General features: G+C 61.4%; 25 protein-coding genes and 1 pseudogene. 10 read left to right on the top strand and 16 right to left on the bottom strand.

Annotated elements, in window-relative coordinates; all coding sequences use genetic code 11:
- Positions 1-115: 115 nt before the first annotated feature.
- Positions 116-1,426 carry a diaminobutyrate--2-oxoglutarate transaminase gene (ectB, locus tag G473_RS0122730; RefSeq protein ID WP_029014991.1) on the bottom strand — a complete coding sequence of 437 codons (1,311 nt, stop codon included), beginning with the start codon at positions 1,424-1,426 and terminating at the stop codon, positions 116-118.
- Positions 1,427-1,469: 43 nt separating this feature from the next.
- On the bottom strand, positions 1,470-2,033 hold the full coding sequence (ectA, locus tag G473_RS0122725) for a diaminobutyrate acetyltransferase (protein ID WP_051330618.1): 564 nt from the start codon (positions 2,031-2,033) through the stop codon (positions 1,470-1,472).
- 263 nt (positions 2,034-2,296) lie between these two features.
- On the opposite strand from ectA, the gene G473_RS0122720 reads away from it, so the two are divergent.
- Entirely contained in the window at positions 2,297-2,779 is a 483-nt protein-coding gene (locus tag G473_RS0122720) for a MarR family winged helix-turn-helix transcriptional regulator (RefSeq protein ID WP_029014989.1), read from the top strand.
- Between the two features lie 5 nt (positions 2,780-2,784).
- On the opposite strand, the gene G473_RS0122715 is transcribed toward G473_RS0122720, so the two are convergent.
- The 6 genes from G473_RS0122715 to G473_RS0122690 form a co-directional block, all read right to left on the bottom strand.
- Complete coding sequence (locus G473_RS0122715) at positions 2,785-3,006, bottom strand: hypothetical protein (RefSeq protein WP_029014988.1); 222 nt, start codon at positions 3,004-3,006, stop codon at positions 2,785-2,787.
- A 75-nt stretch (positions 3,007-3,081) separates the two neighbouring features.
- Positions 3,082-3,921 carry a metallophosphoesterase family protein gene (locus G473_RS0122710; protein ID WP_029014987.1) on the bottom strand — a complete coding sequence of 280 codons (840 nt, stop codon included), beginning with the start codon at positions 3,919-3,921 and terminating at the stop codon, positions 3,082-3,084.
- Positions 3,921-5,201 carry a diguanylate cyclase gene (locus G473_RS28465; RefSeq protein ID WP_051330617.1) on the bottom strand — a complete coding sequence of 427 codons (1,281 nt, stop codon included), beginning with the start codon at positions 5,199-5,201 and terminating at the stop codon, positions 3,921-3,923. The genes G473_RS0122710 and G473_RS28465 overlap by 1 nt, the downstream gene beginning before the upstream one ends.
- A gap of 146 nt (positions 5,202-5,347) precedes the next feature.
- Positions 5,348-5,563 (bottom strand): hypothetical protein, encoded by a 216-nt coding sequence (locus G473_RS0122700; RefSeq protein WP_029014986.1) that lies wholly within the window; start codon positions 5,561-5,563, stop codon positions 5,348-5,350.
- Positions 5,564-5,642: 79 nt separating this feature from the next.
- Positions 5,643-5,810: a hypothetical protein gene (locus G473_RS0122695; protein WP_154667540.1), complete on the bottom strand. Its 168-nt coding sequence runs from the start codon at positions 5,808-5,810 to the stop codon at positions 5,643-5,645.
- 335 nt (positions 5,811-6,145) lie between these two features.
- Entirely contained in the window at positions 6,146-7,264 is a 1,119-nt protein-coding gene (locus G473_RS0122690; RefSeq protein ID WP_029014984.1) for a helix-turn-helix domain-containing protein, read from the bottom strand.
- A 638-nt stretch (positions 7,265-7,902) separates the two neighbouring features.
- On the opposite strand from G473_RS0122690, the pseudogene G473_RS31060 reads away from it, so the two are divergent.
- Positions 7,903-8,141: pseudogene (locus G473_RS31060) on the top strand (DUF29 domain-containing protein).
- 5 nt (positions 8,142-8,146) lie between these two features.
- On the opposite strand, the gene G473_RS30535 reads toward G473_RS31060, so the two are convergent.
- Positions 8,147-9,592, bottom strand: coding sequence for a hypothetical protein (locus G473_RS30535; protein ID WP_154667539.1), 1,446 nt, complete (start codon positions 9,590-9,592; stop codon positions 8,147-8,149).
- A 406-nt stretch (positions 9,593-9,998) separates the two neighbouring features.
- On the opposite strand from G473_RS30535, the gene G473_RS31055 reads away from it, so the two are divergent.
- From G473_RS31055 to G473_RS30520, 3 genes are read left to right on the top strand one after another with little or no spacing between them, the layout of a single operon-like run.
- The gene (locus tag G473_RS31055; protein ID WP_245580275.1) at positions 9,999-10,115 is read left to right on the top strand and encodes a nucleotidyltransferase substrate binding protein; all 117 of its coding nucleotides are present in this window, start codon (positions 9,999-10,001) and stop codon (positions 10,113-10,115) included.
- Between the two features lie 37 nt (positions 10,116-10,152).
- Complete coding sequence (locus G473_RS30525) at positions 10,153-10,302, top strand: hypothetical protein (protein WP_154667537.1); 150 nt, start codon at positions 10,153-10,155, stop codon at positions 10,300-10,302.
- 12 nt (positions 10,303-10,314) lie between these two features.
- A complete protein-coding gene (locus G473_RS30520; RefSeq protein WP_154667536.1) occupies positions 10,315-10,497 on the top strand; it encodes a hypothetical protein in 183 nt (60 codons plus the stop codon).
- 127 nt (positions 10,498-10,624) lie between these two features.
- Here G473_RS30520 and G473_RS0122660 read toward each other — a convergent pair whose 3' ends face one another.
- Positions 10,625-10,846 carry a hypothetical protein gene (locus G473_RS0122660; RefSeq protein WP_029014983.1) on the bottom strand — a complete coding sequence of 74 codons (222 nt, stop codon included), beginning with the start codon at positions 10,844-10,846 and terminating at the stop codon, positions 10,625-10,627.
- A 227-nt stretch (positions 10,847-11,073) separates the two neighbouring features.
- Here G473_RS0122660 and G473_RS0122655 point away from each other — a divergent pair, with 227 nt between their 5' ends.
- Both G473_RS0122655 and G473_RS0122650 read left to right on the top strand, forming a co-directional pair.
- Complete coding sequence (locus tag G473_RS0122655) at positions 11,074-11,277, top strand: hypothetical protein (protein WP_035709019.1); 204 nt, start codon at positions 11,074-11,076, stop codon at positions 11,275-11,277.
- A gap of 4 nt (positions 11,278-11,281) precedes the next feature.
- The gene (locus G473_RS0122650) at positions 11,282-11,857 is read left to right on the top strand and encodes a Fic/DOC family protein (RefSeq protein ID WP_029014981.1); all 576 of its coding nucleotides are present in this window, start codon (positions 11,282-11,284) and stop codon (positions 11,855-11,857) included.
- 61 nt (positions 11,858-11,918) lie between these two features.
- Here G473_RS0122650 and scpA read toward each other — a convergent pair whose 3' ends face one another.
- The 3 genes from scpA to G473_RS0122635 form a co-directional block, all read right to left on the bottom strand.
- Positions 11,919-14,072, bottom strand: coding sequence for a methylmalonyl-CoA mutase (scpA, locus tag G473_RS0122645; protein ID WP_029014980.1), 2,154 nt, complete (start codon positions 14,070-14,072; stop codon positions 11,919-11,921).
- A 219-nt stretch (positions 14,073-14,291) separates the two neighbouring features.
- Positions 14,292-16,292, bottom strand: a complete 2,001-nt coding sequence (locus G473_RS0122640) for an acetyl-CoA carboxylase biotin carboxylase subunit (protein ID WP_029014979.1) — start codon at positions 16,290-16,292, stop codon at positions 14,292-14,294.
- Between the two features lie 193 nt (positions 16,293-16,485).
- Entirely contained in the window at positions 16,486-18,018 is a 1,533-nt protein-coding gene (locus tag G473_RS0122635) for an acyl-CoA carboxylase subunit beta (protein ID WP_029014978.1), read from the bottom strand.
- A gap of 612 nt (positions 18,019-18,630) precedes the next feature.
- Between G473_RS0122635 and G473_RS0122630 the strand changes: the two genes are divergently transcribed.
- From G473_RS0122630 to G473_RS0122620, 3 genes are read left to right on the top strand one after another with little or no spacing between them, the layout of a single operon-like run.
- Complete coding sequence (locus G473_RS0122630) at positions 18,631-19,656, top strand: pentapeptide repeat-containing protein (RefSeq protein ID WP_210163385.1); 1,026 nt, start codon at positions 18,631-18,633, stop codon at positions 19,654-19,656.
- Positions 19,657-19,672: 16 nt separating this feature from the next.
- Entirely contained in the window at positions 19,673-19,846 is a 174-nt protein-coding gene (locus G473_RS30930; RefSeq protein WP_154667535.1) for an AbrB/MazE/SpoVT family DNA-binding domain-containing protein, read from the top strand.
- Complete coding sequence (locus G473_RS0122620; RefSeq protein ID WP_029014976.1) at positions 19,843-21,261, top strand: helix-turn-helix domain-containing protein; 1,419 nt, start codon at positions 19,843-19,845, stop codon at positions 21,259-21,261. The genes G473_RS30930 and G473_RS0122620 overlap by 4 nt, the downstream gene beginning before the upstream one ends.
- 40 nt (positions 21,262-21,301) lie before the next feature.
- On the opposite strand, the gene uraH is transcribed toward G473_RS0122620, so the two are convergent.
- From uraH to uraD, 3 genes are read right to left on the bottom strand one after another with little or no spacing between them, the layout of a single operon-like run.
- A complete protein-coding gene (gene uraH / locus G473_RS0122615) occupies positions 21,302-21,658 on the bottom strand; it encodes a hydroxyisourate hydrolase (RefSeq protein ID WP_029014975.1) in 357 nt (118 codons plus the stop codon).
- Positions 21,550-23,073 carry an NAD(P)-binding domain-containing protein gene (locus G473_RS28450; protein WP_084438549.1) on the bottom strand — a complete coding sequence of 508 codons (1,524 nt, stop codon included), beginning with the start codon at positions 23,071-23,073 and terminating at the stop codon, positions 21,550-21,552. The genes uraH and G473_RS28450 overlap by 109 nt, the downstream gene beginning before the upstream one ends.
- The gene (gene uraD / locus G473_RS0122605; RefSeq protein ID WP_029014974.1) at positions 23,070-23,585 is read right to left on the bottom strand and encodes a 2-oxo-4-hydroxy-4-carboxy-5-ureidoimidazoline decarboxylase; all 516 of its coding nucleotides are present in this window, start codon (positions 23,583-23,585) and stop codon (positions 23,070-23,072) included. The genes G473_RS28450 and uraD overlap by 4 nt, the downstream gene beginning before the upstream one ends.
- Positions 23,586-23,621 lie beyond the last annotated feature (36 nt).

Genomic DNA, 23,621 nt, shown 5'->3' with positions numbered 1-23,621 from the left:
TAGTGGCCCCATGAGCGCATGAGGCGGTCTGCCGCCCCGCCCCAGAAGGGCGGGGCGCTGCCATTGGGGCATGGGATGAAAAGGGCGGCGGATCATTCCGCCCTTTGAGATTTGTTTATTCAGCGGCGGCGCTATAGGGGCGCGACATGGCCGCCGTCACGCACTGTTCCAGCAGGTCCAGACCGGTGGCCAGTTCTTCCCTGCTGATGGTCAGCGGGGCCAGGATTTTCACCACCTCGTCATGCGGGCCGCTGGTTTCCACGATCAGGCCGCGGGCGAAGGCGGCACTGGTGATGCGGTCGGCCAGATCGCCGGACCCGACATCAATGCCGCGCATCATGCCCCTGCCTTTCAGCCGGAATTCATCGCCATACGGGGCGGCGATTTCCGCCAGGCGTTCAGCCAGGAAATCACCCTTCGCCTTCACTTCCGAGGCGAACTTGTCATCACGCCAGAAATGGCGGATGGCGGCAGCAGCGGTGATGAAGGCATGGTTATTGCCCCGGAACGTGCCGTTATGTTCGCCGGGCTTCCATTGATCCAATTCCGGCTTGATCAGGGTAAGCGCGAAAGGCAGCCCCATGCCGGACAGGGACTTTGCCAGGGTGACGATATCGGGCTTGATGCCGGCTTCCTCGAAGCTGAAGAAATTGCCCGTCCGGCCACAGCCGGCCTGGATATCATCCAGGATCAGCAGCGCGCCGTGGCGCTTGGCCAGATCGGCGATCTTGCGCAGCCAGGGGGTGGAGGCGACGTTCAACCCGCCTTCACCCTGCACGGATTCAATCAGGATGGCGGCCGGCTTGTCCAACCCGCTGGATGGGTCGGACAGGCGCTGTTCCAGCAGGTCGGCCGTATCGACATCCGGGCCGAAATAGCCGTCGAACGGTTCGTGGCTGACATGGGACAGCGGCACGCCGGCACCGCCGCGCTTGCCGGCATTGCCGGTGCAGGCCAGTGCCCCCAGCGTCATGCCATGGAAGCCATTGGTGAAGGCGATGACATTCTGCCGACCGGTCACCTTGCGTGCCAGCTTCAGGGCTGCTTCCACAGCATTCGTGCCGGTGGGGCCCGTGAACATGGCGCGATAGGAAAGGCCACGCGGCTTCAGGATGGTCTTGTCCAACTCCGCCAGGAATTCTTCCTTGGCTTCGGTGTGCAGGTCCAGGCTGTGGGTGACGCCATCGGCGGCGATGTAATCCAGCAGTGCCTGCTTCAGGACCGGGTGATTATGACCATAATTCAGGCTGGAACAGCCGGACAGGAAATCCAGATAGCGACCGCCTTGGGCATCTTCCATCCAGGAACCTTCTGCCTTGGTGAACAGGCGCGGCATGGAGCGGGAATAGCTGCGAACCCGTGATTCCAGACGGTCAAAAGTGGAGACGTCCGGCGGGGTGGCCGTCGGCATCGGCATGATGGACATGAGATTCCTCTAAGGAAATTTACAGATAGGGTGCGGGGCCGGATCAGGCGGCGACGGCAGCTTTGGGCAGCGTGATGCTGACCATGTGTTCCGTCTCGTGCGCGCCATCGAAATGCCGGTCGCGATGGAAATGGGCCTCGTGGCTCAGGCTGGCGCCGCGCGCCTTGGCAAAGCCCTGGAACAGGGCCCAGCTTGCCTGGTTGGAGGGGGTGATGGTGGTCTGGATATGTCGCACGCGCGCCAGTGCCGGGCGGTCCAGCAGACCTTGCAGCATCCGCCGTCCCAACCCCTGGCCGCGCGCGACCTCATGCACGGCAACCTGCCAGACAAACAGGGTGTGCGGATCGTTTGGCGGCACATAGCCGGAAATCCAGCCGACGGGCTGTCCATTCCGTTCCGCCAGGATGCAGGTCTGGGCGAAATGGGTGGCCTGCAGCAGGTTGCAGTACAGCGAATTGGTGTCCAGCGGTGGGCAGGCGGCAATCAGCCGGTGGATGTCGGTCCCATCGCCAGCCACCGGCGGACGAAGGGTGATGGTAGTCGCATCCTCCTTGGAAGAGGTGGCATCGCTGGTGGCGCTTTCGGGTCGGTGGTCTGGTTGAACCATGTCTTCACCCCCTCTTTATATTTTATCTCTCGAATCATATGGCAGGCATCCATGACGGGTCTCTGCCGGGTTGGGTGCTCAAGGTTGGTGAGAAATGCTTCATAAGTCAACCTTATCGGCCTAAAAAATACGCATTTGCAGGGCAGCGTCCTGTCTGGTGGGACGCAAAATTACTTTATTTATGAAAATATAAACCAGCTTGCGACCATTGTCTGAAGCAGGCTAAAGCAACCGTCTAGTCCGGATTCCGTAAGGGTAGGTCCATGGTTGAGCCGCGTACCGACGCCGCCCTGCGCGGCCTTCGCCGTATCATGCGCGCCGCAGAGATGGCGGAACGCCGGCTGGCATCGGAAACCGGGCTGACCCCGTCACAATTACTTTTGCTGCAGGAAGTCGCGCGGCGTGGGGAGGCGACGCCCAGCAGTCTGGCCGCCGCCGTTCAGTTCAGTCAGGCCACAGTCACCAATCTGGCGGACCGGCTGGAGGCGCTGGGGCTGGTCGCCCGGCGGCGCGGGGATCAGGACCGGCGGCAGATCTGGGTATCGATTACACCCAAGGGGCGACAGATACTGGAGACGGCGCCTGACATGCTGCAGGCCCAGTTCTCTGGCCGGTTTCAGAACCTGCCGGATTGGGAACAGGCCATGATTGTCGCAATGCTGGAACGGTTGGGCAGCCTGCTGGATGCGGAAAAGATTGACGCGGCGCCGCTGCTGGATACGGGCCGGATCGACCGGGTGTCCTGAGGGGACTATCTGTCCTTGCTATCGTGCTGCCGGTCGCGTTGCCGCTGCCGGTGCTGCAAGAACAGGAAGAAGGCGAAAAGACCGAACGCGCCGAAAATTGCCGCGCCAATCGCCCCGCGTGCCGCCAGAGGCAGCGGGTCCAGCCCGCTGGTCAGGCCGAACGTGGCATAGGCCAGGATCGACAGCAGCAGGCCGGCGATGATCACAATGAGAAGGGGCGCGCGCATGGCATGCTTTCCGGTCGCGGGGCGGACGGGGCGGGGCCCGGTCCCTTCCGATATAGGATAAGGATCGGCGTCCGATCAATCTTCCGCCACCATCGGGGGTGGCCAGATCTGGCGCAAGGCCCGTTCCGGCCCGCGGTCAAAAGGCTGCCATTGCCTTGGATAGCCCAGCGACACTTCCTCGAACCGAACCCCGTCCCGCCAATAGGTGCCGGGAACATGCAGATGACCATGCACGCAGACCCTGGCATTGAAACGGCGGTGCCAGTCTTCCGTTGCGGTCGTTCCGCACCAGGGGCTGAAACGGGGGATGCGGCGCAGGGTCAGCAAATCGGCCCGCAAGGGGAAATGGTTGACCAGTACCGTGGGCAGGCCGGGCGGCAATTCCCGTTCCATGCGGGCTGCACTTTCCGCCAGCCGTGCAGCACACCAATCCTGTCTGGAGCGATGCGGGGTGGGCGACAGGCGCACCTCGTCCGCTGAGCGCAGCCGGTGTTCCCAGGCCCAGCCCAGCACCTGTTCCAGCGCTACATCCGCCGGGCGGAAACTGTAATCATAAAGCAGGAACAGCGGTACGATGGCCAAAGGCCCGCCAGGACCGGGCCAGAGGGGAAACGGGTCTTCCGGCGTGACGACGCCCAGGCGCCGGGCGACATCCACCATCGCCTGATATTTCGCCCCCCCGCGCAAGGCGCCCTCCTCGCCGGGCACGGTCCATAATTCATGATTGCCCGGCACCCATATCAGCTTGGCGAAGCGCTGGCCCAGAAAGGCGAAGGCCTGTGCCAGATGCGCCGGCTGTTCAGCGATATCACCAGCCAGGATCAACCAGTCCGGTGAGGCGGCGGGCAGCCGTTCCAGCGCGGCACGGTTTTCCGCCGCGGCAAGGTGCAGGTCGCTGATGGCGAGCAGACGCATCAGGAAAGGCTGCCGGTCTGCTGTTCCGACAGAAAGAGGCGGACCTGGTTGCGGCCGCCATGTTTGGCGGCATAAAGCGCCTGATCGGCGGCCTGGGACAAGGCTTCCGCCGCGCCACCGGCGCTGTCGGCGATACCGCAGGAGAAGGTGGCGCTGAAGCCCTTGCCTTCATGATGATGGATGAGGGCGGCAAAGCCCTGGCGCAGCGCCTCCATCCTTTCATAGGCATCGTCGGCCGATGTGCGGGGCATGATGACGGCGAACTCCTCCCCGCCATAGCGGCCGATATAATCGGTCCGGCGCAACTGCTGTTGCAGCAGCCGGGCCAGCGACTTGATCACCTGATCCCCCACGGGATGGCCGTAGCGATCATTGATCTGCTTGAAATGGTCGATATCGACCATGATGAAGGAGACGGGCAGGGTAGAGCGCTGGGAACGCGCCAGTTCCGAGGCCAGCAATTCCTTGATCATGGCGTGGTTCAAGGCACCGGTCAGGCTGTCGCGCACCATGAGGGAGCGGAGTTGACGGGCCCGCCGCGCCCGCGCCCGGACGGTTTCCACCAGATCGGCCAGCGCGACGGGCTTGATCAGAAAGGCATCGCCGCCGACATTCATCGCGCTGCGCTGGTTGCTGATACGGTCATCGGCGGTCAGGAAGACGATGGGCAGGGCCGTCATCGCCTCATGCCCGCGCAGCACGGCGGCCAGTTCCAGCCCGCTGCATTGCGGCATGTTGAGATCGGTGATCAGCAGGTCAGGCGCATGGTCATGGATGGCGGCCAGGGCGCGGGTGGGATCGGCCAGCCGGAACACCGCCATCCCCGCCCGGTGCAGGACATGTTCATAAAGCTGCCCCATCAGCGGATCATCTTCGATCAACACGATGCGGAATGGCTCGGGCGGGTTCACCTGGGTCAAAAGATCCAGCCGGTCGACCAGGTTTGCCACATCAACCGGCCGCGCAACGAAGGCGTCGGCACCGGCGCGCACGGATAACAGGCGGGCATCGAAATCCTGCCGGGTGGAAAGGAACAGCAGCGGGAAGGCCCGGCGGCCATCATCACCCCGCGGCAGGGCGGTCGCGACCGCCAAACCACCATCGGCATTGCCGCCCAGTTCCAGATCAATCAGCACTGCATCCGGCGGGGCGGCGGCAACGGCTTCCAGCAGGGCGACCGGGTGGCTGAAATGGTGCAGCGCATAGCCATAGGGGTGGAGATAGCCAGCAAGCGATTCTGCCGAACCTGCTTCCTCATCCAGCAGATAAATCTTTTGCATCCACCACGTGTCCGTATTGTGACAGGCCCTTAAAGTCTGGGGGCCTTGATATCATGCACGGACAGCCAATGCAGCCGGGCCGAACGGATATGGGGATGTGCTGTGGTCTTTCCAGGCTTGGCTGGCGGGAGAATAGAAGGCTGGGATCAGAGCAGGGCGTTCAACAGCAAGGTCATGGCCAGCGCGCAGCCCAGAACCATCGCCATTTCCACCCGCTCCACCGCATCTGCCGGCATGATGGTGCGCAGCAGGCGGGCGCGGCCATTGAAGCTGAAGCCGCTGGCGAACAGGCCAGTGGTCCCGGTGGTCCCAGTGCGGGCAGCGGCGGTGGGGATGTTCATCGGGGCGGACAGGGTGGACATGGCAGGTTCCGTCGGGTCGGGGTGAGGGGGGAAGGCCGGGGCGAGGGGCGGCGGCGCAGCGCCGGCACAGGCCGTCGGATCAGAGGAAGGCGTGCAGCAGCAGGGTCATCATGATGCCGCAGCCCAGGACCAGGGCCATTTCCACCCGCTCCATCGTGCTGGCCGGGATCAGGCCGGCGGTCAGGCCCATGAAACCTTCTTCAGCGGCGAAGCGGTCGGCGGCGGCGGTGCTGGTCATGCGGGTCATCGTGATCTCCATCTTTGGAATGTCGCTGGCGGGTGATCCGCCGATGAACCCATTAGAGCAAAGGGCGTGCCAACTGGATTTTTGCTATATTCTGGAAAATATCAGGCGGTCCTGTGGTGAAAATGGATATGGGTGTGGTGAATTTTGCGATTTGAGTGGTCGGAAAATTGATTTTCCAGCAGCGGCGCAGGGGAGCGCCCGTCCTTTCCCGGTCCGGGCAGGCGGTGGCGATCTGACGGGATGTGTAAGGTCAAGGGGGCATAAGGGCGGCGGGCTGGCCTCCGCTGCTTACGCAACGCTACGCAACAGATTTTCGTTTCTGTTGCGTATGCGCCTTAGCGGAACCGGCGGGTGGCGGGGCGCCAGACATTCAATTCCTCCCCACCATCCCGCTTCAAAGGCGGGGTGAGGCGGACATGGGCCGCGCTGGGGAAGGGGTTTAATGTGCCGGCCAGCTTATCCGCCAGCACCAGCGGGCAGCGTATCCGCAAACAGAGCTGGCGGACGGGCATCCGGGGTTTCCCGCCGGCCGGGGGAGGGGGCGGCTGATCCGAGACCTCATCCGCCCCCTGTGCTGCAGGGGCCGCCGGGGCTGAAAGCGGGCAGGGGTCAGCCGCGGAGGAGGCGGTTGGGGGTACGGGGGCGGCACCTTCGGTCGGATCATTCCCCACGCCATCCACCATGCTGCGGGAGGGCGCATGCGCGGGATGGGGCGGGGTGGCCGGCGGGGCCATGGTTTGGGCCAAGGTCTCGGCCATTGGTGATGCCATCACGGTGGCCATGGGTTGCATGACCGTGTCCGACAGGAAGGCCGGCATTGGCGGCAGGCCCTCGCCGGGCAGGGGGGCCGGGATGGCGTCCGGCGGGGTGGCCTTTTTCTGGCACCGGGCGATGCGTGCCGGGCGGGGGATGGGACGGCGGATAGGCCGAAATTCCTTCTCAACAGGCGCTTCTTCCCCCCGCAGCAGCGGGCCGCCCAGTTCCAGCCGGTTCGCGGCCCAGAGAATGGCGCGGATATTGCCGGCATTGACGGCCTGATACAGCCCTTCCACCACAGACTGACGCAGGGCGACAAAGCGGCTGTCCGTTTCCCGCCGCAGCATTTCCCGTTCCGCCACGATGCGCCGACGCAGGCCGGGGGAGCGCTGAATTGCCCGCCAGATGGTGCTGCGCGCCATACCGAAATAATGCGCCACATCGGTCAATGTGGCGCCCGTTGCCAGATAATAGGCCACTTCCGCCCATTGCTGGTCGGTGCGGTTGCGGCTGTTCAGCCCTTCGATGAACATATCGTCATAAGCATAATTAACATCATCCCCCGCCCGCTCCGCCTCCGGATCGCCCGTCCCCTTCCACCACGCATCCCGCTTCTCCCGCTCCGACAGGGCGGCAAAGGCGGGGTCAATGGTGGCAGGGTCCAGCGGGTGAGGCGGGAGGTTGGGGTTATAGGACATGATAGGCTCCAGCGATTGGGTTTGGGGTATTTAATCCTATCATGGTGTGTGGGGGAGGGCAAGGACGGGGTGGGGCAGGAGCTTTGAAGCTGGGGATCGACGGAGGTGCTTTGTGGGCGTAGATTTTACTACCTGTTGCTACCATAGAATCCCTGGCGATGCGGGACATCCATAAGATCAGCACCGCTGTGACGGGTGACCAGCTTTCGGCCATGCGCGACGCCGTGGCCACCGGCGATTACGCCACCACCAGCGAGATCGTGCGCGACTGGTAGCTTAAACGCGCCCACCGCCAGGATGCCTGGAATGAGGGTAAGGAGAGTGGCGGACGGGCCTTGTTTGATGTGAAAGAGGTGTTGGTCAGGGTGCAGGCGCGGCGAGATCGGCCCGACCTGGGGTGGACGGAACGGGTTTTCGCGCCAGATTGGCGGTATCGGCGAGCCAGCGGAGGGCGATGCCGTGGATGGCAAGCTCCATGATCTCTACGAGAGGGACTTCTACGCCTGGACGCAGTAAAAGGTGGCCTTGCTGCGCGCCGGCAAACTGGACGAGGCCTATATAATCCATTTCACCGAGGAAGTTGAAAGCATGGGCGGCGTGAAAAGCGGGAATTGATCAGCCGCCTCTCCGTCCTGCTGATGCATTTGCTGAAATGGGAATATCAGCCGGAACGGCGAGGGCAAACTGGGAGGCTACCATTGCCGTCCAGCGTGACGATCTGGCCTATCTGTTGGCGGACAATCCCAGCCTGCGGGTGGGGCTGGAGGCGGCGTTGGGGGATGCCTATCGCAAGGCGGTATTACTGGCGGTGGCGGAAACCGGACTGTCGAAGGGACGGTTTCCGGAGGTGTGCCCGTGGTGGGAGGTTCTGGGGTGACCTATTTATTCCTTAAGTTTTGTTAGCCCTAGGGTTCGTTCTATTTGCTTTCTTGCATTTTTTATACCCCTATTGTCGCTTGGGGTAGTCGCAATTGTTATTGCTTGGAGCCCCTTAAATCCAGTTTTAGACTCTAAGCGTATATGTTTATTTTGATCCTTCTCGCGGTATCCATGCCGGCTTAATAGGCTAACCAGTTGCCCAGCCATTCTATTCGGATCTTTTGTTGACCTTTCCAAATCTTGTAAAAGCTCATTGAGACCAGTTGTGGGGTTTATTTTAGAAATACATCCAAGTACTGCTATTGATCGTGCGTCAAGTCCTTCGTGTTCACTATGTTTCATCGCTAGGTGTGATGCCAATCTAATGCGATCAATGAACTCTCCTGGATATATCTCCGGCCCAGCGAAATTTAATAAAACACTATCGATATGCAACTTATCGTCATTAAGTGCATCGGCAGAAGTGGAGGTAAATGCTTTGTCTTTAAGTTGCGCTATTTGTTCTTTTAAATGAAAAATTTCTTCTTCGTATAAAGATTGCATTTCTTTTAATTTAAGTTTTCTTTTCGAATGTTCTCGCTGCTGACGAAGAGCCTGTTCTTGGAGTTCAGCCCAGTCCCAGCCGTCTGCCGGCAACTGACCTTTGATAAAAACAGCATAATTTATAACAGACTCGATCAGTTCTTCTTGATTTCTAATGTATCCGCCAATATAAAATCGACGCGATTGGCCTATATTCGGTAGATATATACCTACGGCGCCGCCATACACATTTCTGCCGAATGTTTTGTCTCGTAATAAATATGAAAATGATCGGCTCGGCTCTATAAATACATGAGATATTCCTCCAAGCTGATACGCCATGTCTTCGATTCTGTCTTCTTTAATATCCCACGCTCTATTGCCAGCGGCAGAAACATAAATAACGGGTAGTTTACTGCTAGATTTGCCATTTATAATTGCTTCCGCAATTTCAAGATCCTTGCTGGTATCGTTGGCCCAAAATGGCGCATCCGATACTTTGAATAAAATATCATCTCCACCCCAATTAGACTGTAGTATTGACTTAATTAAATACGGCTTCTTTGGAGTCTCTATCTTGGCGGCACTATTCAGCGCAATGCATTGTGTTCGTAGACGAACTATGTCTTGGTCGCCATGCTTTCTCTTGAGAACCATTTCAGTTCTCCAAAGCCTTGAATCATCATCTGGAATGTCGTGGCGAAATCCAATAGCTTGATCCCCATTCTCAAGAGTCAGAAATCTGAATCGCAACTCCTCACCGTTTGGTGATTTTAAGAGCGGGGCGTCGCTATCCAAGTCAACTTCATTATCACCACTTAGTACGACGCTACGTCTCATGCCACGAAGCCACGCAACCACTCGACTAACAATTTCTGCGTTGCTCGGCTTGGCTTCTAAGGGAAATTCTGTTGAGAAGATTTTCATCTCTTATATCCGATCGTCGGCTTATCAGATTTTAAGATAGCTTAGCATAAATTTTGGTCGATCAAGGAACTGCTAATCACATGCCAGAGAATATTGTATCTTGAATAAAACAGTATGGATCAGGATTGAAATCCAGCAGGCTGGAGGAGCTACTTACAGCAGGAGCTGGGGGGGGAATGATAGACCGATGCTATGGCTTTAAAAGCGGCTGCTGCTGTTTAGCGTGCCAGTGTTGGCTTGGAGAAGAAGGAGGCGGTCCAGCGGTTCTCGTTTACCTGGGAGCTAAGCCGGAAGTTGGTGAAGGATTATCTGTAACAGTCGGGCTTGGTGTTGGACACGGTGACACCGGCGGCCACCATCCGCGCGGGCTTCGCGGCACGGATCATTGGGAATGGGGAGGTTGTGGATGCTGGCATTGGATGCGCGCAACCACATGGCCCATACCTATGATCGGTCCAAATTCGATCTGGTGGTGGTAGAGCTCGCCGAGCTTTATTTCCCGGTGCTGGAGGCGTTTTGCTAGCGCATGACGGGGGTGGCGGCGGGGCTGGAGGCCGGACATGGATGACAAGCCAAGCGCCTTACGCACGCCGACACCCCATGGGTTGAGCGCGGCGCAGGTGGTGGTAATCCGGGGGGGGCTGATGCCCTTTGCCGGGCGGATCAGCCTGTTCGGATCGCGTGCGACGGGGACGTGGCGGCCGGAATAGGATGTCGATCTGGTGCTCTACGGACCGTTGACGCAAGCCGATATCGACCGTATCCGCACCTTGTTCATGGAGAGCGATCTGCCGATACGGGTGGATGTCTGCCTTTATGACCAGTTGGTGGGCACGCCGCTGTGCGCGCATGTCGACCGGGTGATGCGGCCGCTGTACCGGGGTAAGATGCTAGCGGCGGCGTGAGGGTATCGTGGTCACCCGTTGAGGGACGGACCATATAAGGGCGGGTTGCGCGTTCCGTCGAGGTGAAGGGACAGCGGAAGGGGGACAGGGAGGCGGATGGGGGCGACGCCCGCGGATTTTATCCGCGCTACGCCCGCTTGGCCGTGATCATCTCCATGATCTCCGCCGCCGCCTTGGGGATGTTGGTTCCCGGCCCGTAGATGGCCGCCGTTCCCGCGTTCAGCAGGAAATCATAATCTTGGGGCGAGATGATGCCGCCGCAGACGATCAGGATGTCGCCGGCACCCTGTTCCTTCAAGGCGGCGGCCAGTTGCGGCACCAGGGTCTTGTGGCTGCTTCCATCCCACATGTTCGCCTCTCGTTCAAAGCTCGAACATGACCGGGAAAACGTGTTAAAAAATTCGGGGTTTCCGAACATATTGGGCGCGACATATTAAAACCGCCCTACACCCTGCCTGACCTGCCATCCGTGACCAATGTCGACACGGTCGCCATTTTGAAGGCGGCGGCGGCGCATCGGCATCTGGCGGAGGTGAACGGATGGCGGCCACCTAGCAACTATGATAGTTTCCCATCATGAAAGATCATCGCACCGACCTTCGCCGGGCGGCCCGGACTGGCCAGTTCATCCTCACCAGCGCGCTGGGGGAGAAGATCAGTGCTGTCGAAGGCTTGACCCTGTCGGGCCGGATGGCGGCATTGTTGAGCAAGGGAACAGCACAAGGGCTTTCCGGGGATCAGCGCCGGGCCATGGTACTGGAAACTTTGCGACGGAAGTAGGGCGTTGCTCTATAGCGCTGATGATGATCCGCTCTGGCTGCCGGGAACGACCGTTCTTCGCAATCGGCTGGGGATCACCGATCAGGACACGCTGGATGAGGTGGAACTGGCACTGTTCCTTATTCGTGCCGATGAGCCGCTTCCAGCCGGCAAGTTTGATGTTGCGCACTATCTGAGTATCCACCGCCACCTGTTCCAGGATGTGTATGCGTGGGCGGGCGAAATCCGGTCTATCCGCGTGGGCAAGGCGGGCAACTGGTTTTGCTATCCGGAATATATACCGGGCGAATTGGCGCGGGCCTTCCGGGAATATGGCGATCCGGACAAGGTTGCAGAACTGCCGCCCGACGAATTTGCGCGGCACACGGCGCATCTGCTGGCCGAGATCAATGCCGTTCACCCCTTCCGTGAAGGGAACGGGCGGACCCAACTGACTTTTCTGACGCTGCTCGCGGCCAACGCGGGCTATGCGGTCAATGACGGGGTGCTTGATCCCGCCGAGGTTCTGTCCGCCATGATCGAGAGCTTCGGCGGGCGGGAGGATAGGCTGGCGGCGCTTATCCTCGCCTATATCAGCTGAACCGGGACGACGCGGGGATGCGGATGGTGGCGTTGCCCCATCCGCCCGCCGGACGGGGCGGTTACGCCCCCCGTTTCGTCTTGATCATCTCCATGATCTCCGCCGCCGCCTTGGGGATGTTGGTGCCCGGCCCGTAGATGGCCGATGCCCCCGCGTTCAGCAGGAAATCATAATCCTGGGGCGGGATGACGCCGCCGCAGACGATCAGGATGTCGCCGGCACCCTGTTCCTTCAGGGCGGCGGCCAGTTGCGGCACCAGGGTCTTGTGACCGGCGGCGAGGCTGGAGACGCCAACGACATGCACGTCGTTTTCAATGGCCTGGCGGGCGGCTTCCTCCGGTGTTTGGAACAGGGCGCCGACATCGACGTCAAAGCCGATATCGGCAAAGGCGGTGGCGATGACCTTCGCACCCCGGTCGTGCCCGTCCTGGCCCATTTTTACCACCAGCATACGCGGGCGGCGGCCTTCGGCCTCGGCGAAGGCTTCTACATCCTGCTGGATGCGTTTGAAGCCCTCGTCCCCCTCGTAAGCGGCACCATAGACGCCGGAGACGGAGCGGATCACGGCGCGGTGACGGGTGAAAACCTCTTCCATGGCGTCGGAAATCTCCCCCACGGTGGCGCGGGCGCGGGCGGCATCCACGGCCAGCGCCAGCAGGTTGCCGGATTTCTCGGCCGCGGCCTTGGTCAAGGCAGCCAGGGTTTCGCGGACCTTGGCATCGTCGCGGGTGGAGCGGATGCGCTGCAGCAGGGCGACCTGGGCCTCGCGCACGGCGGTATTGTCGATGTCGAGAACGTCAACCTTTTCCGGGTTCTGCGGGCGGTACTTGTTGACGCCGACAATGACTTCCTCCCCCCGGTCGATGCGGGCCTGACGCCTTGCGGCGGCTTCCTCAATCATCAGTTTGGGCAGGCCGCTTTCCACGGCCTTGGTCATGCCGCCCATTTCTTCAACCTGATCGATCAGCTTTTCCGCCGCTTCGGCCAGGGAGGCGGTCAGGTGTTCCACGTAATAGGAACCGCCCAGCGGGTCCACCACATGGGGGATGCGGGTTTCCTCCGCGATGATCAACTGGGTGTTGCGGGCGATGCGGGCGCTGAACGGGGTGGGCAGGCCCAACGCCTCGTCAAAGCTGTTGGTGTGCAGGGACTGGGTGCCGCCCATGATGGCGGCCATCGCCTCAATCGTTGTGCGGATGACGTTGTTATAGGGGTCTTGCTCGGTCAGTGAGACGCCCGACGTCTGGCAATGGGTGCGCAGCGCCAGGGAGCGGGCGTCCTTTGGCTGGAAATGCTTGTCCATCAGCTTGGCCCAGAGCAGGCGGGCGGCGCGCAGCTTCGCCACCTCCATAAAGAAATCCATGCCGATGGCGAAGAAGAAGGACAGGCGCGGGGCGAACTTGTCCACGTTCAGGCCCTTGGCGAGCGCTGCGCGGACATATTCCAGCCCATCGGCCAGGGTGAAGGCCAGTTCCTGCACCGCCGTGGCCCCCGCCTCCTGCATGTGATAGCCGGAAATGGAGATGGAATTGAACTTGGGCATGTGGCCCGATGTGTATTCGATAATATCGGCGATGATCCGCATACTGGGTTCGGGCGGGTAGATATAGGTGTTGCGGACCATGAACTCCTTCAGAATATCATTCTGAATGGTGCCGGAGAGCTTCTCCGTCGGCACACCCTGTTCCTCACCGGCCACGATATACATGGCCAGGATGGGCAGCACGGCCCCGTTCATGGTCATGGAGACGGACATCTTATCCAGCGGGATGCCGTCGAAGAGGATTTTCATATCCTCCACGCTGTCAATCGCCACGCCGGCCTTGCCGACATCGCCCACCACGCGGGGATGGTCACTGTCATAGCCGCGATGGGTGGCCAGATCGAAGGCCACCGACAGGCCCATCTGGCCGGCGGCGAGGTTGGCGCGGTAGAAGCGGTTGCTCTCTTCCGCCGTGGAGAAGCCGGCATACTGGCGGATGGTCCAGGGCTTCACCGCATACATGGTGGCGCGGGGGCCACGGGTGAAGGGTGCGAAACCCGGCAGGGTGCCGGTGGTTTCCAGGCCTTCGAGGTCTTCGGCGGTGTAGAGCGGCTTGACCGACAGGCCCTCCGCCGTGGTGCGGGTGAGGTCGGAGAGAGAGGCACCGGCCCCCACATCCTTGGCGGCAAGGGCTTCCCAGTCGGCGAGGGATTTGGTGGGGAACTGGGTCATGGGGGGTCTCCGGGGGAGGGGGGGACGCTTTTACTGGGTCAATTATGGGCACCCGGCCTTACCCACCCTACCGTCATTCCCGCGCAGGCGGGAATCCATGAAACGCTTCAACTTCGAAAGTCAGTGAAGGCTTCGCTGTTGTCTGGATTCCCGCCTGCGCGGGAATGACGGTGGAAGGGGTGGGCGCGGGTTGAATCAGTCTGGAAAGGAAAACAACCCTCAATCAAACTCAATAATCTTCTCATCCACCGAGAGGCTGGCGCCCTTGGCGGCGTGGATTTTCTTCACTGTGCCGTCGGCTTCGGCGCGCAGGATGTTTTCCATCTTCATCGCTTCCACCACGGCCAGTTCCTGGCCGGCCTTCACCGCCTCGCCTTCCTTCACGGCCACCGATACCAGCAGGCCGGGCATGGGCGACAGCAGGTATTTGGACATGTCGGGCGGCAGTTTCACCGGCATCAGGTCAGCCAGTTCCGCCGCACGCGCGGTCAGCACATCCACCACCAGGGCGGCCCCGCCATGGGTCAGCACCCAGGACAGGCCCTTGCGATCGACCTGCACGCTCATCGCCACGCCGTCGATGCTGCCCTGCCAGAGGGACTGGCCGATCTCCCACGGGCCGATAACGGTAAGGTCGCGGCCACCCAGGGTGACGGTGGCACCGTCATCGGTCAGCGTTACATGGGCCGGGTGGTTGGTGCGGTCGGCACGGGCCACCCAATCGCGGGCGGTGCGGCGGCCATGGGCGGGCACCTGGCCGGAGACCATGCCATCACGGGCCGCCACCCGCTGCTGGAACAGGGTGGCCAACGCCAGCAGGCGGTCCCGGGCACCTTCATCCGGGGTGAGGCCGTGGAAGCCGTCAGGATACTCCTCCGCGATGAAGTTGGTGGTCAGGCGACCGTCGCGGAAGCGCTGCTTCTGCATCAGGGAGGCGAGGAAGGAGATATTGTGCCCGACACCCCGGATCTGGAACCCGTCCAGCGCATCCGACATGGCGTCGGTGGCGGCGTCACGGGTGGGGGCCCAGGTGATCAGCTTGGCGATCATCGGATCGTAATACATGCTGATCTCACCGCCCTCATACACGCCAGTATCGACGCGGACGATGGCACCATCATCACGCTTGCCTTCCACCGGGGGACGGTAGCGGGTGACGCGACCGGTGGAGGGCAGGAAGCCACGGGTGGGTTCTTCGGCGTAGACACGGGCTTCCAGCGACCAGCCATGGATGCCGATATCCGCCTGGGTCAGCGGCAGCTTTTCGCCAGCCGCCACGCGGATCATCAGTTCCACCAGATCCAGGCCGGTAATCATTTCGGTAACGGGATGTTCCACCTGAAGGCGGGTGTTCATCTCCAGGAAATAGAAATTCCGGTCCTTGTCGACGATGAATTCCACCGTGCCGGCGGAGCGATATTGCACCGCCTTGGCCAGCGCCACCGACTGTTCGCCCATGGCGCGGCGGGTGGCCTCATCCAGGAAGGGGCTGGGGGCTTCCTCGATCACCTTCTGGTGACGACGCTGGATGGAGCATTCACGTTCGTTCAGGTAGACGGCGTTGCCATGGCTGTCGGCCAGCAACTGGATTTCGATGTGGCGCGGCTCGGTAATGTATTTTTCGATGAACACGCGGTCATCGGCAAAGCTGGAACGCGCCTCATTGGTGGCGGAGCGGAAGCCGTCGGCCACCTCCCCTTCGTTCCAGGCCACGCGCATTCCCTTGCCGCCGCCGCCGGCCGATGCCTTGATCATCACCGGGAAGCCGATTTCCCGCGCAATGCGGATGGCTTCCTCATCATCCTTGATGACGCCCAGATAGCCCGGCACGGTGGAAACGCCGGCAGCCTTGGCCAGCTTCTTGCTCTCGATCTTGTCGCCCATCGCGCCGATGGCGTGGACGTCGGGGCCGATGAAGGTGATGCCCGCCGCCTTCAGCGCCTCGCAGAAGGCGGCCTTTTCCGACAGGAAGCCATAGCCGGGGTGGACGGCCTCGGCCCCGGTTTTCTGGCAGGCCTCAATGATCTTGTCGGCCAGCAGATAGGATTGGGCGGACGGGGCGGGGCCGATATGCACCGCCTCATCCGCCATTTCCACATGCAGGGCACCGGCATCGGCATCGGAATAAACCGCCACCGTCTTGATGCCCATGCGCCGGGCAGTCTTGATGACGCGGCAGGCGATTTCACCACGGTTGGCGATGAGGATCTTCTTGAACATGGGTGCTGCCTCTTGGGGGCGTGTTCGAGACGGGGGGGAGAGCCAAGGGTTCCGTTTCATCAACCGTCACCCCGGCGCAGGCCGGGGTCCAGTTCACCAGCGCCTCGCCCTACGATCCTGGACCCCGGCCTGCGCCGGGGTGACGGTTGGATTGGGAGAGACAGGGGGGTATCGGAACCGTGAGCGCCTTCCCTCACAACGGCAGATTATCGTGCTTCTTCCAGGGGTTCTGGAGCTGCTTGTTCTTCAGCATCGCCAGAGCCTTGCACAGGCGGCGGCGGGTGTTGTGGGGCATGATCACGTCGTCGATATAGCCACGGCCTGCCGCCACGAAGGGGTTGGCGAATTTCTGGCGATATTCTTCCGTCCGCGCCTCAATCTTGGCCGGGTCGCCGATATCGCCGCGGAAAATGATCTCCACCGCCCCCTTCGGCCCCATCACGGCGATTTCCGCCGAGGGCCAGGCATAGTTCACATCGCCACGCAGATGCTTGGACGCCATCACGTCATAGGCACCGCCATAGGCCTTGCGGGTGATCAGCGTCACCTTGGGCACCGTCGCCTCGGCATAGGCGAACAGCAGCTTGGCGCCATGCTTGATGATGCCGTTAAATTCCTGGCTGGTGCCCGGCAGGAAGCCCGGCACATCCACCAGGGTGACGATGGGGATGTTGAAGGCGTCGCAGAACCGCACGAAGCGGGCGGCCTTGATGGCGCTGTCAATATCCAGACACCCGGCCAGCACCATCGGCTGGTTGGCGACAAAGCCAACCGTCGATCCCTGCATCCGGCCGAAGCCGGTGATGATGTTCTTCGCATAATCCGGCTGGATTTCGAAGAAATCGCCCTCATCGACGATCTTCGAGATCAGTTCCTTCATATCATAAGGTTTATTGGGATTGGCCGGGATCAGGGTATCCAGGCTCATTTCCGGGCGGTCGGCCTCATCCGCCGTGGGGCGCACGGGCGGCTTTTCCCGGTTCGACAAAGGCAGGAAATCCACGAAGCGGCGGGTTTCCAGCAGGGCCTGCACGTCATTTTCAAAGGCCAGATCGGCCACGCCGGATTTGGCCGTATGGGTCACGGCCCCGCCCAGTTCCTCCGCCGTCACCACCTCATGCGTCACCGTCTTCACCACATCGGGGCCGGTGACGAACATGTAAGATGAGTCCTTCACCATGAAGATGAAGTCGGTCATGGCGGGGGAATAGACGGCCCCACCGGCGCATGGCCCCATGATCAGGCTGATCTGCGGCACCACGCCGGATGCCAGCACATTGCGCTGGAACACTTCGGCATAGCCGCCCAGGCTGGCGACACCTTCCTGGATGCGCGCCCCGCCGCTGTCATTCAGGCCGATGACGGGGGCACCCACCTTCATCGCCTGATCCATGATCTTGCAGATTTTCTCTGCATGCGCCTCTGACAGCGAACCGCCGAAGACGGTGAAATCCTGGGAGAAGACGAAGACCAGACGGCCATTGATGGTGCCATGGCCGGTGACCACACCGTCACCCGGCACCTTCTGGCCTTCCATTCCGAAATCGCTGCAGCGATGTTCGACGAACATGTCCCATTCTTCGAAGGAACCTTCGTCCAGCAGAATGTCGATGCGCTCCCGCGCTGTCAGCTTGCCCTTGGCATGCTGGCCCGCGATCCGCTTTTCACCGCCGCCCAGCCGGGCGCCGGCACGCATCTGTTCCAGCTTCAACAGCACATCCTGCATGGGAAGTTCCCGCCCTGATCGGTTTCGTTGGGTTGTTTATGCAAATTATGCGGGGTGGTGAACAGGCGTGGAAAGGTGCATAAATGCGAAGGGGATCGGTGCGGATTGCAAATTTTGCAAATTTGCAAGAGGGTGGCTTGATACTGTATCCTGCTACCGTCACCCCGGCGAAGGCCGGGGTCCAGAATCACAGGCGCTTTGCTCTACGAACCTGGACCCCGGCCTTCGCCGGGGTGACGGGGAGATGCCATCGTGGTTGGGATTGGTGCAGCCCAGAAGCAAGCGGCCTTTTCAGGCCCATGTTCGGACCTGTTCACAATCTTGACCCCGCCGCTCAACACCAACTCTGTCGCAACGACCCATTATTCCGTACCATCCGCTAGTTCCACAACCAAACGCAACCACCCCATGACCGACAGCAATGCCACCCCCGCCCTGAAACAAGCCGCGCAAAACCCGTGGTATCTGCTGGCGACGCTGTATGGGGAGCCGGGGTGGGGTGATGAGGAGCTTCAGGCAAATAACCGGGTGGCGTGGAACCGGTATTATGCGTCGACATGGACGGATGAACAGCGGGAGACGCTGAAAGGGCGGGTTGATGCGGCAGAGCTGGTGCCGTTTGATGATGCGGAGCTGATAGAAATACGCCGTCTGTTCCAGGATAGGGCGAAGGACGTTCAGGCGGCGATGCCGGAGGCCTATCGGCGGGTTGACTTCAGCGAATGCCGCTTTGATCAAACTGTTCACTTTTCTGAGTATGTTTTAGGGAACGCCGATTTCAGGAGCGCCACTTTCTCCGGGGGCACCAATTTCAGCAGTGCCACGTTCTCCGGGTACGCCTCTTTCAACAGTGCTACGTTCTCCGGGGTCGCCCTTTTCCCTAGCGCCACGTTCTCCGGGTTCGCCGATTTCAGCCGCGCCACGTTCTCCGGGGTCGTCCTTTTTCCACGCGTCACGTTCTCCGAGTACGCCGATTTCAGCCGCGCCACGTTCTCCGGGTCCGCCAATTTCAGCAGCGCCACGTTCCACGGGGCCGCACGCTTTACCAACAGCGAGTTAAAAGCCCCGACCGAATTTGAGGGTAGCCGGTTTAAGGGGGAACCGCCCCGTTTTCATGGGGGCAAGCTGCATGAGGATACGGTGTGGCGCGGGGTGGAATGGCCAACGGCACCGGCGGACCGACGTAAGGCCGGGCGGTTCACCGATGCCTATGAGCGGTTGAAGCAGGAGATGGATCGGTTGAAGAAGCATGAGGATGAGCTCATGTTTTTTGCCAAGGAGTTGGAATGTCGCCGGGTGGCGGCGGGATGGTTCAAGGGGTTGCCGATCGCAGCCTATGGCTGTTTCTGCGGCTATGGGCGCAGTTATGTGAAGCCGCTGATCTGGATGGTTGCCTTGTTTGATATCGGTGTTCCGGCGCTGTGGCTGCTGCAGCCCGATTTGGGGTGGGGCAAGGCGGTGGGGTTGAGTGCGGTGAATTGTCTGGCCGGGTTGGGGATGCGCAAGGAATTGATGGGCAAGGTTCTGGACAATCTGGGCCCCGGTGCCCTGATCGTGTCGGGGGCGCAGACTGTTGCCGGTTTGATCCTGTTATTTCTGATTGGTTTGGGTTTGCGTAACCGGTTTCGGATGAAATAGGGCGCAGGTGACGAACATGGGGTATTGCCTGACACTGACCGACGATTGCGAAATAACCTTGCCCGCCGAGCTGCTGGCCCATTTGGGCTTGGAAGAGGGCGGTGTTGTTTGGATTGAAAAACGCCCAAACGGCATTCTGCATTTCAGGGCAACACCCCCCGACGTGACGCCGGAGCAAAATCCCCCATGAGCACCAAAATCTACGCCGGTGAACGTATCCGCCGCCTGCGGGAAGTGCGCGGAATCAGTCAGGCGGCCTTGGCGGCGGCGGTGGGGCTTTCCACCTCATATCTGAACCAGATTGAGAATAACCAGCGCCCGCTGTCGGCGGCGGCGGTGATCCGGCTGTCGTCATACTTTTCCGTTGAACCCAGCCATTTCGCCGATGATGCGGATATGCGGCTGGCGTCGGAGATGCGGGAGGCGCTGGGCGATCCGCTGTTTGCCGAACAGGAGGTGAAGTTTGCCGGCATCCGCGATGCGGTGCGGGCGGCACCGGAGATCATGGGCGCTTTCCTGAAACTCTACCGCGCCTATCGCTCGCTGGAGGAAGAACAGCAGGCGCTGGTGGATCGGGTGGGGGGGGAGGAGACGGTGAACGGCCCCGCCTTCCCCTATGATGAGGTGCGCGACTTCGTGCAGTCGCGGCGCAACCATTTTGAAGGGCTGGATCACGCGGCAGAGGATTTGTTTGAGGCGTCCGGCTTTTCAAAAGACCGGCTGCTGGAACATCTGGCGCAGTTTCTGGCCGACCGGCATGGCGTGACCATCCGGGTGGCGCAGGGATTTGCCCGGCATGATGTGCTGTGGCGGTATGAACCGGAAGAACGGATTCTTTTCGTATCCGAAACAGCCCCGCGGGAGAGCCGGACTTTCTATGCCGCCCACCAGATTGGCCTGCTCTCCTATGGGGTGGAGATTGAGCGGCTGGTGGCGGAGGCCAACCTTTCCAGTGTGGAGGCACGGTCCATCGCCCGGGTGGGGCTGGCCAATTATTTCGCAGGCGCATTGATCCTGCCTTACCGCCGGTTTCTGACCGAGGCGCAACGGATGCGCTATGATATTGACCGGTTGAGCGCCTATTTCGGGGTCAGCTTCGAACAGGTCTGTCACCGGCTGTCCACCATGCAGCGGCCGGGGATGCCGGGCGTGCCGTTTTACTTCATGAAGGTGGATATGGCGGGCAATATCGCCAAACGGTCCAGCGCCACCCGGTTTCAGTTCGCCCGGTTCGGCGGGGCCTGCCCCTTGTGGAATGTGCATCAGGCCTTTGCCCAGCCGGGGCGCATTCTGGTGCAGCAGGCGCGCATGCCGGATGGGGCCACATATCTGTGCATCGCCCGCACGGTGGTGGCGGGTGGCAGCGGTTATCTGTCGCGTCCACGGGAAGCGGCGGTTGGATTGGGCTGTGAGATCAGCTTTGCCGACCAGTTGGTCTATTCCGCCGGGCTGGATTTGAAAGATGCCGATGCGGCGGTGCCCATCGGGTCCAACTGCAAGGTCTGCGACCGGGAAGATTGCCGCCACCGCGCCTTCCCGCCCATCGGCAAGGCGCTGCGCGTGGATGCGCATGAACGGCGGACGGTGCCGTATAATGTGACGTGAGGGTGGCGGCCCGCAACCTTTGCCGTCACTGGCCGTCTTTCTAACTGCCGCGATATGTCGAGTAGGACCAGGGGGTTGCCAGAAGGGGGATGTGGTAATGGCCGGTGGGGTCACTGATCGTGAACCGCACCGGCACATCGGTCAGAAAGGCGGGCTCGGCCAAGGTGGCGTCCCTGCCGGCGAAATAATCACCGATATGGAAGACAAGCTCGTACCGGCCGGCCGCCATCTCCGCCCCCGATAGAAGCGGCTGGTCGGTGCGGCCATCCGCGTTGCTCACCCGCTCCGTCAGCGGCGTGCGCGTGCCATCGGGGTGGAGGCGGAAAAGCTGGATATGGACGCCGGCAGCGGGGCCGCCATGGCAGGTGTCGAGGATATGGGTGGAGAGGCGGGCCATTCTGTACTCACAAGCTCGGGCTGGTCATAGCAGCGCAGATCATCCAGGAAATGCTGGCGATCCGCCATCCAGAGATCACGCACGACGCCCTGGACCAGCCGCGACACGCCATATTTCATGCCGCTGATCGAGGCACCGGACAGGCCCATGGACAGCGTGGCGCCGAAGGTGAAATTATGGATGTTGGCAAGGTAGGGGGCCGTGCCCGCCTGCCGTTCCGTGAACTGGAAGGCATCGCCCAGATAGGGATAGCGGGCCAGCACCGCGCTGGCCTCCCCCGGTGGGGGGGTGAACTTATCCTCCCAGGTCGCAATGACATTGGCGAAGGCGGCCACTTCCGGACGATAGGCTGCTTCCACCAGGAAGCCGGTGCCGACCACCAGAAAGTCAAAGATCATCACGCCCTTCGGCGTGGCGACATGGATACCGTCCCCTTCCATCCGCACCCATTCCCACGGGCAGGCGGTGTGGAAGGCGAAATTGGGGTGCCGGGCGCAGCGATGGAACGTGTCCTGCGGTGGCGGCTGGTTCATGTCCAGGATATGTTTCATGAAACGCCAGCGGTCGATATCCGGCATCGCCGCGAAATGGCCGAGAAAGCCGCTGAACTCCATCCAGCGATAGGGGTTCACGCGCGGGATATCCGCCCGGCGCAGGCAGAGATCAACCGAGGCCACGCCGGCTTCCAGCGCCGTGCCGGCATTGTCAAACGCCGAGGCACCAGCCCCCAGCACGCCGATACGCTTGCCGCGCAGCCGATTGAAATCAATGGATTCTGACGTGTGGGCATAGCGGCTTTCCGGCACCACGCCGCGGATGAAATCCGGTATATGCCAGCGGCCGGCGCCATCGATGCCGGTGGCCAGCACCAGCTTGCGCGCCATCAGGGTGCGGGGGCCGGCGGGCGTGTCGATGGCCAGGCGCAGAAGCGGCCCTTCGGGCAGCACCTCCACCAGATCCCATTCATTGCGCACCGGGATATCCAGCACCCGGCGATACCAGATCAGATAATCCTGCCAGACCTCCTTGGGCCATTTGCCCAGCTCCATCCAGGCATCCTCGCCAAACCGTGCCTCAAACCAGGCGCGGGGGGTCAGGGAGGGGATGCCCAGATCCGGGCCGGTCAGATGCTTGGGCGTGCGCAGGGTGACCATGCGGGCAAAGGTGGTCCAGGGCCCTTCCTGGCCGGCGGGGTTGCGGTCCACCACCAGGATATTATCCACCTTCTCCCGCAGCAGGCCGAAGGCGGTGGCAAGGCCGGCCTGCCCGCCGCCAACAATCACCACATCATAGACGGGCGCGTCGGGATGGGCACGCGGCGGCACCCAGGGGCGGGCCGGATAATCCAGATAGGCCAGATCGCGGGCGACCTGGGCTTCCAATGCCTCCAATGCGGCAAGCCGATCCTGTTTCATGATCCCAGCATGGCCTCCAACCGGTATTTGGCGATCTTGGCGACTTCTCCCAGCGCGGTTTCCCTTTCCTGGCCGGCATCCTGGGCCAGCCTTCTTGTCATGGCTTCCTTGATGGAGGCCTTGGTATTTTCCTTCACCGCGATGATGAAGGGAAAGCCGAACCGCTCCCGATAGGCGCGGTTATGATGGTCGAAAAAGGCGAATTCCCCTTCGTCCAGCCGGTCCAGCCCCAGGCCCGCCTGTTCCGCCGTGGAATGGGCGGTCAGGGTGCCGGCCCGGGCCAGCTTGCCCGCCAGATCGGGATGGGCGCACAGCAAAGCCCGCTGCCGATCCTCCCCGGCCTGTGCCACCACAGCCACCATCGCATTGTGCAGTGCGGTGACGCTGGCGAAGGGGCGGGCGGCCCAGGCGCCATCGGCGACCCAGGAACTATCCTCGAACACCATGCCCAGCGCCGCTGTGAAAGCGGCACGATCCATGGCGTTCAGCAGGGGGAGGCTCGGTTTCTCCATCTCATCCGTGACAGGTTCGACCAGCAATCAGTGTGT

It is taken from the genome of Niveispirillum irakense DSM 11586, assembly GCF_000429645.1.
GTDB lineage: Bacteria > Pseudomonadota > Alphaproteobacteria > Azospirillales > Azospirillaceae > Niveispirillum > Niveispirillum irakense.
This window is presented reverse-complemented; position numbering and strand designations above follow the sequence as displayed.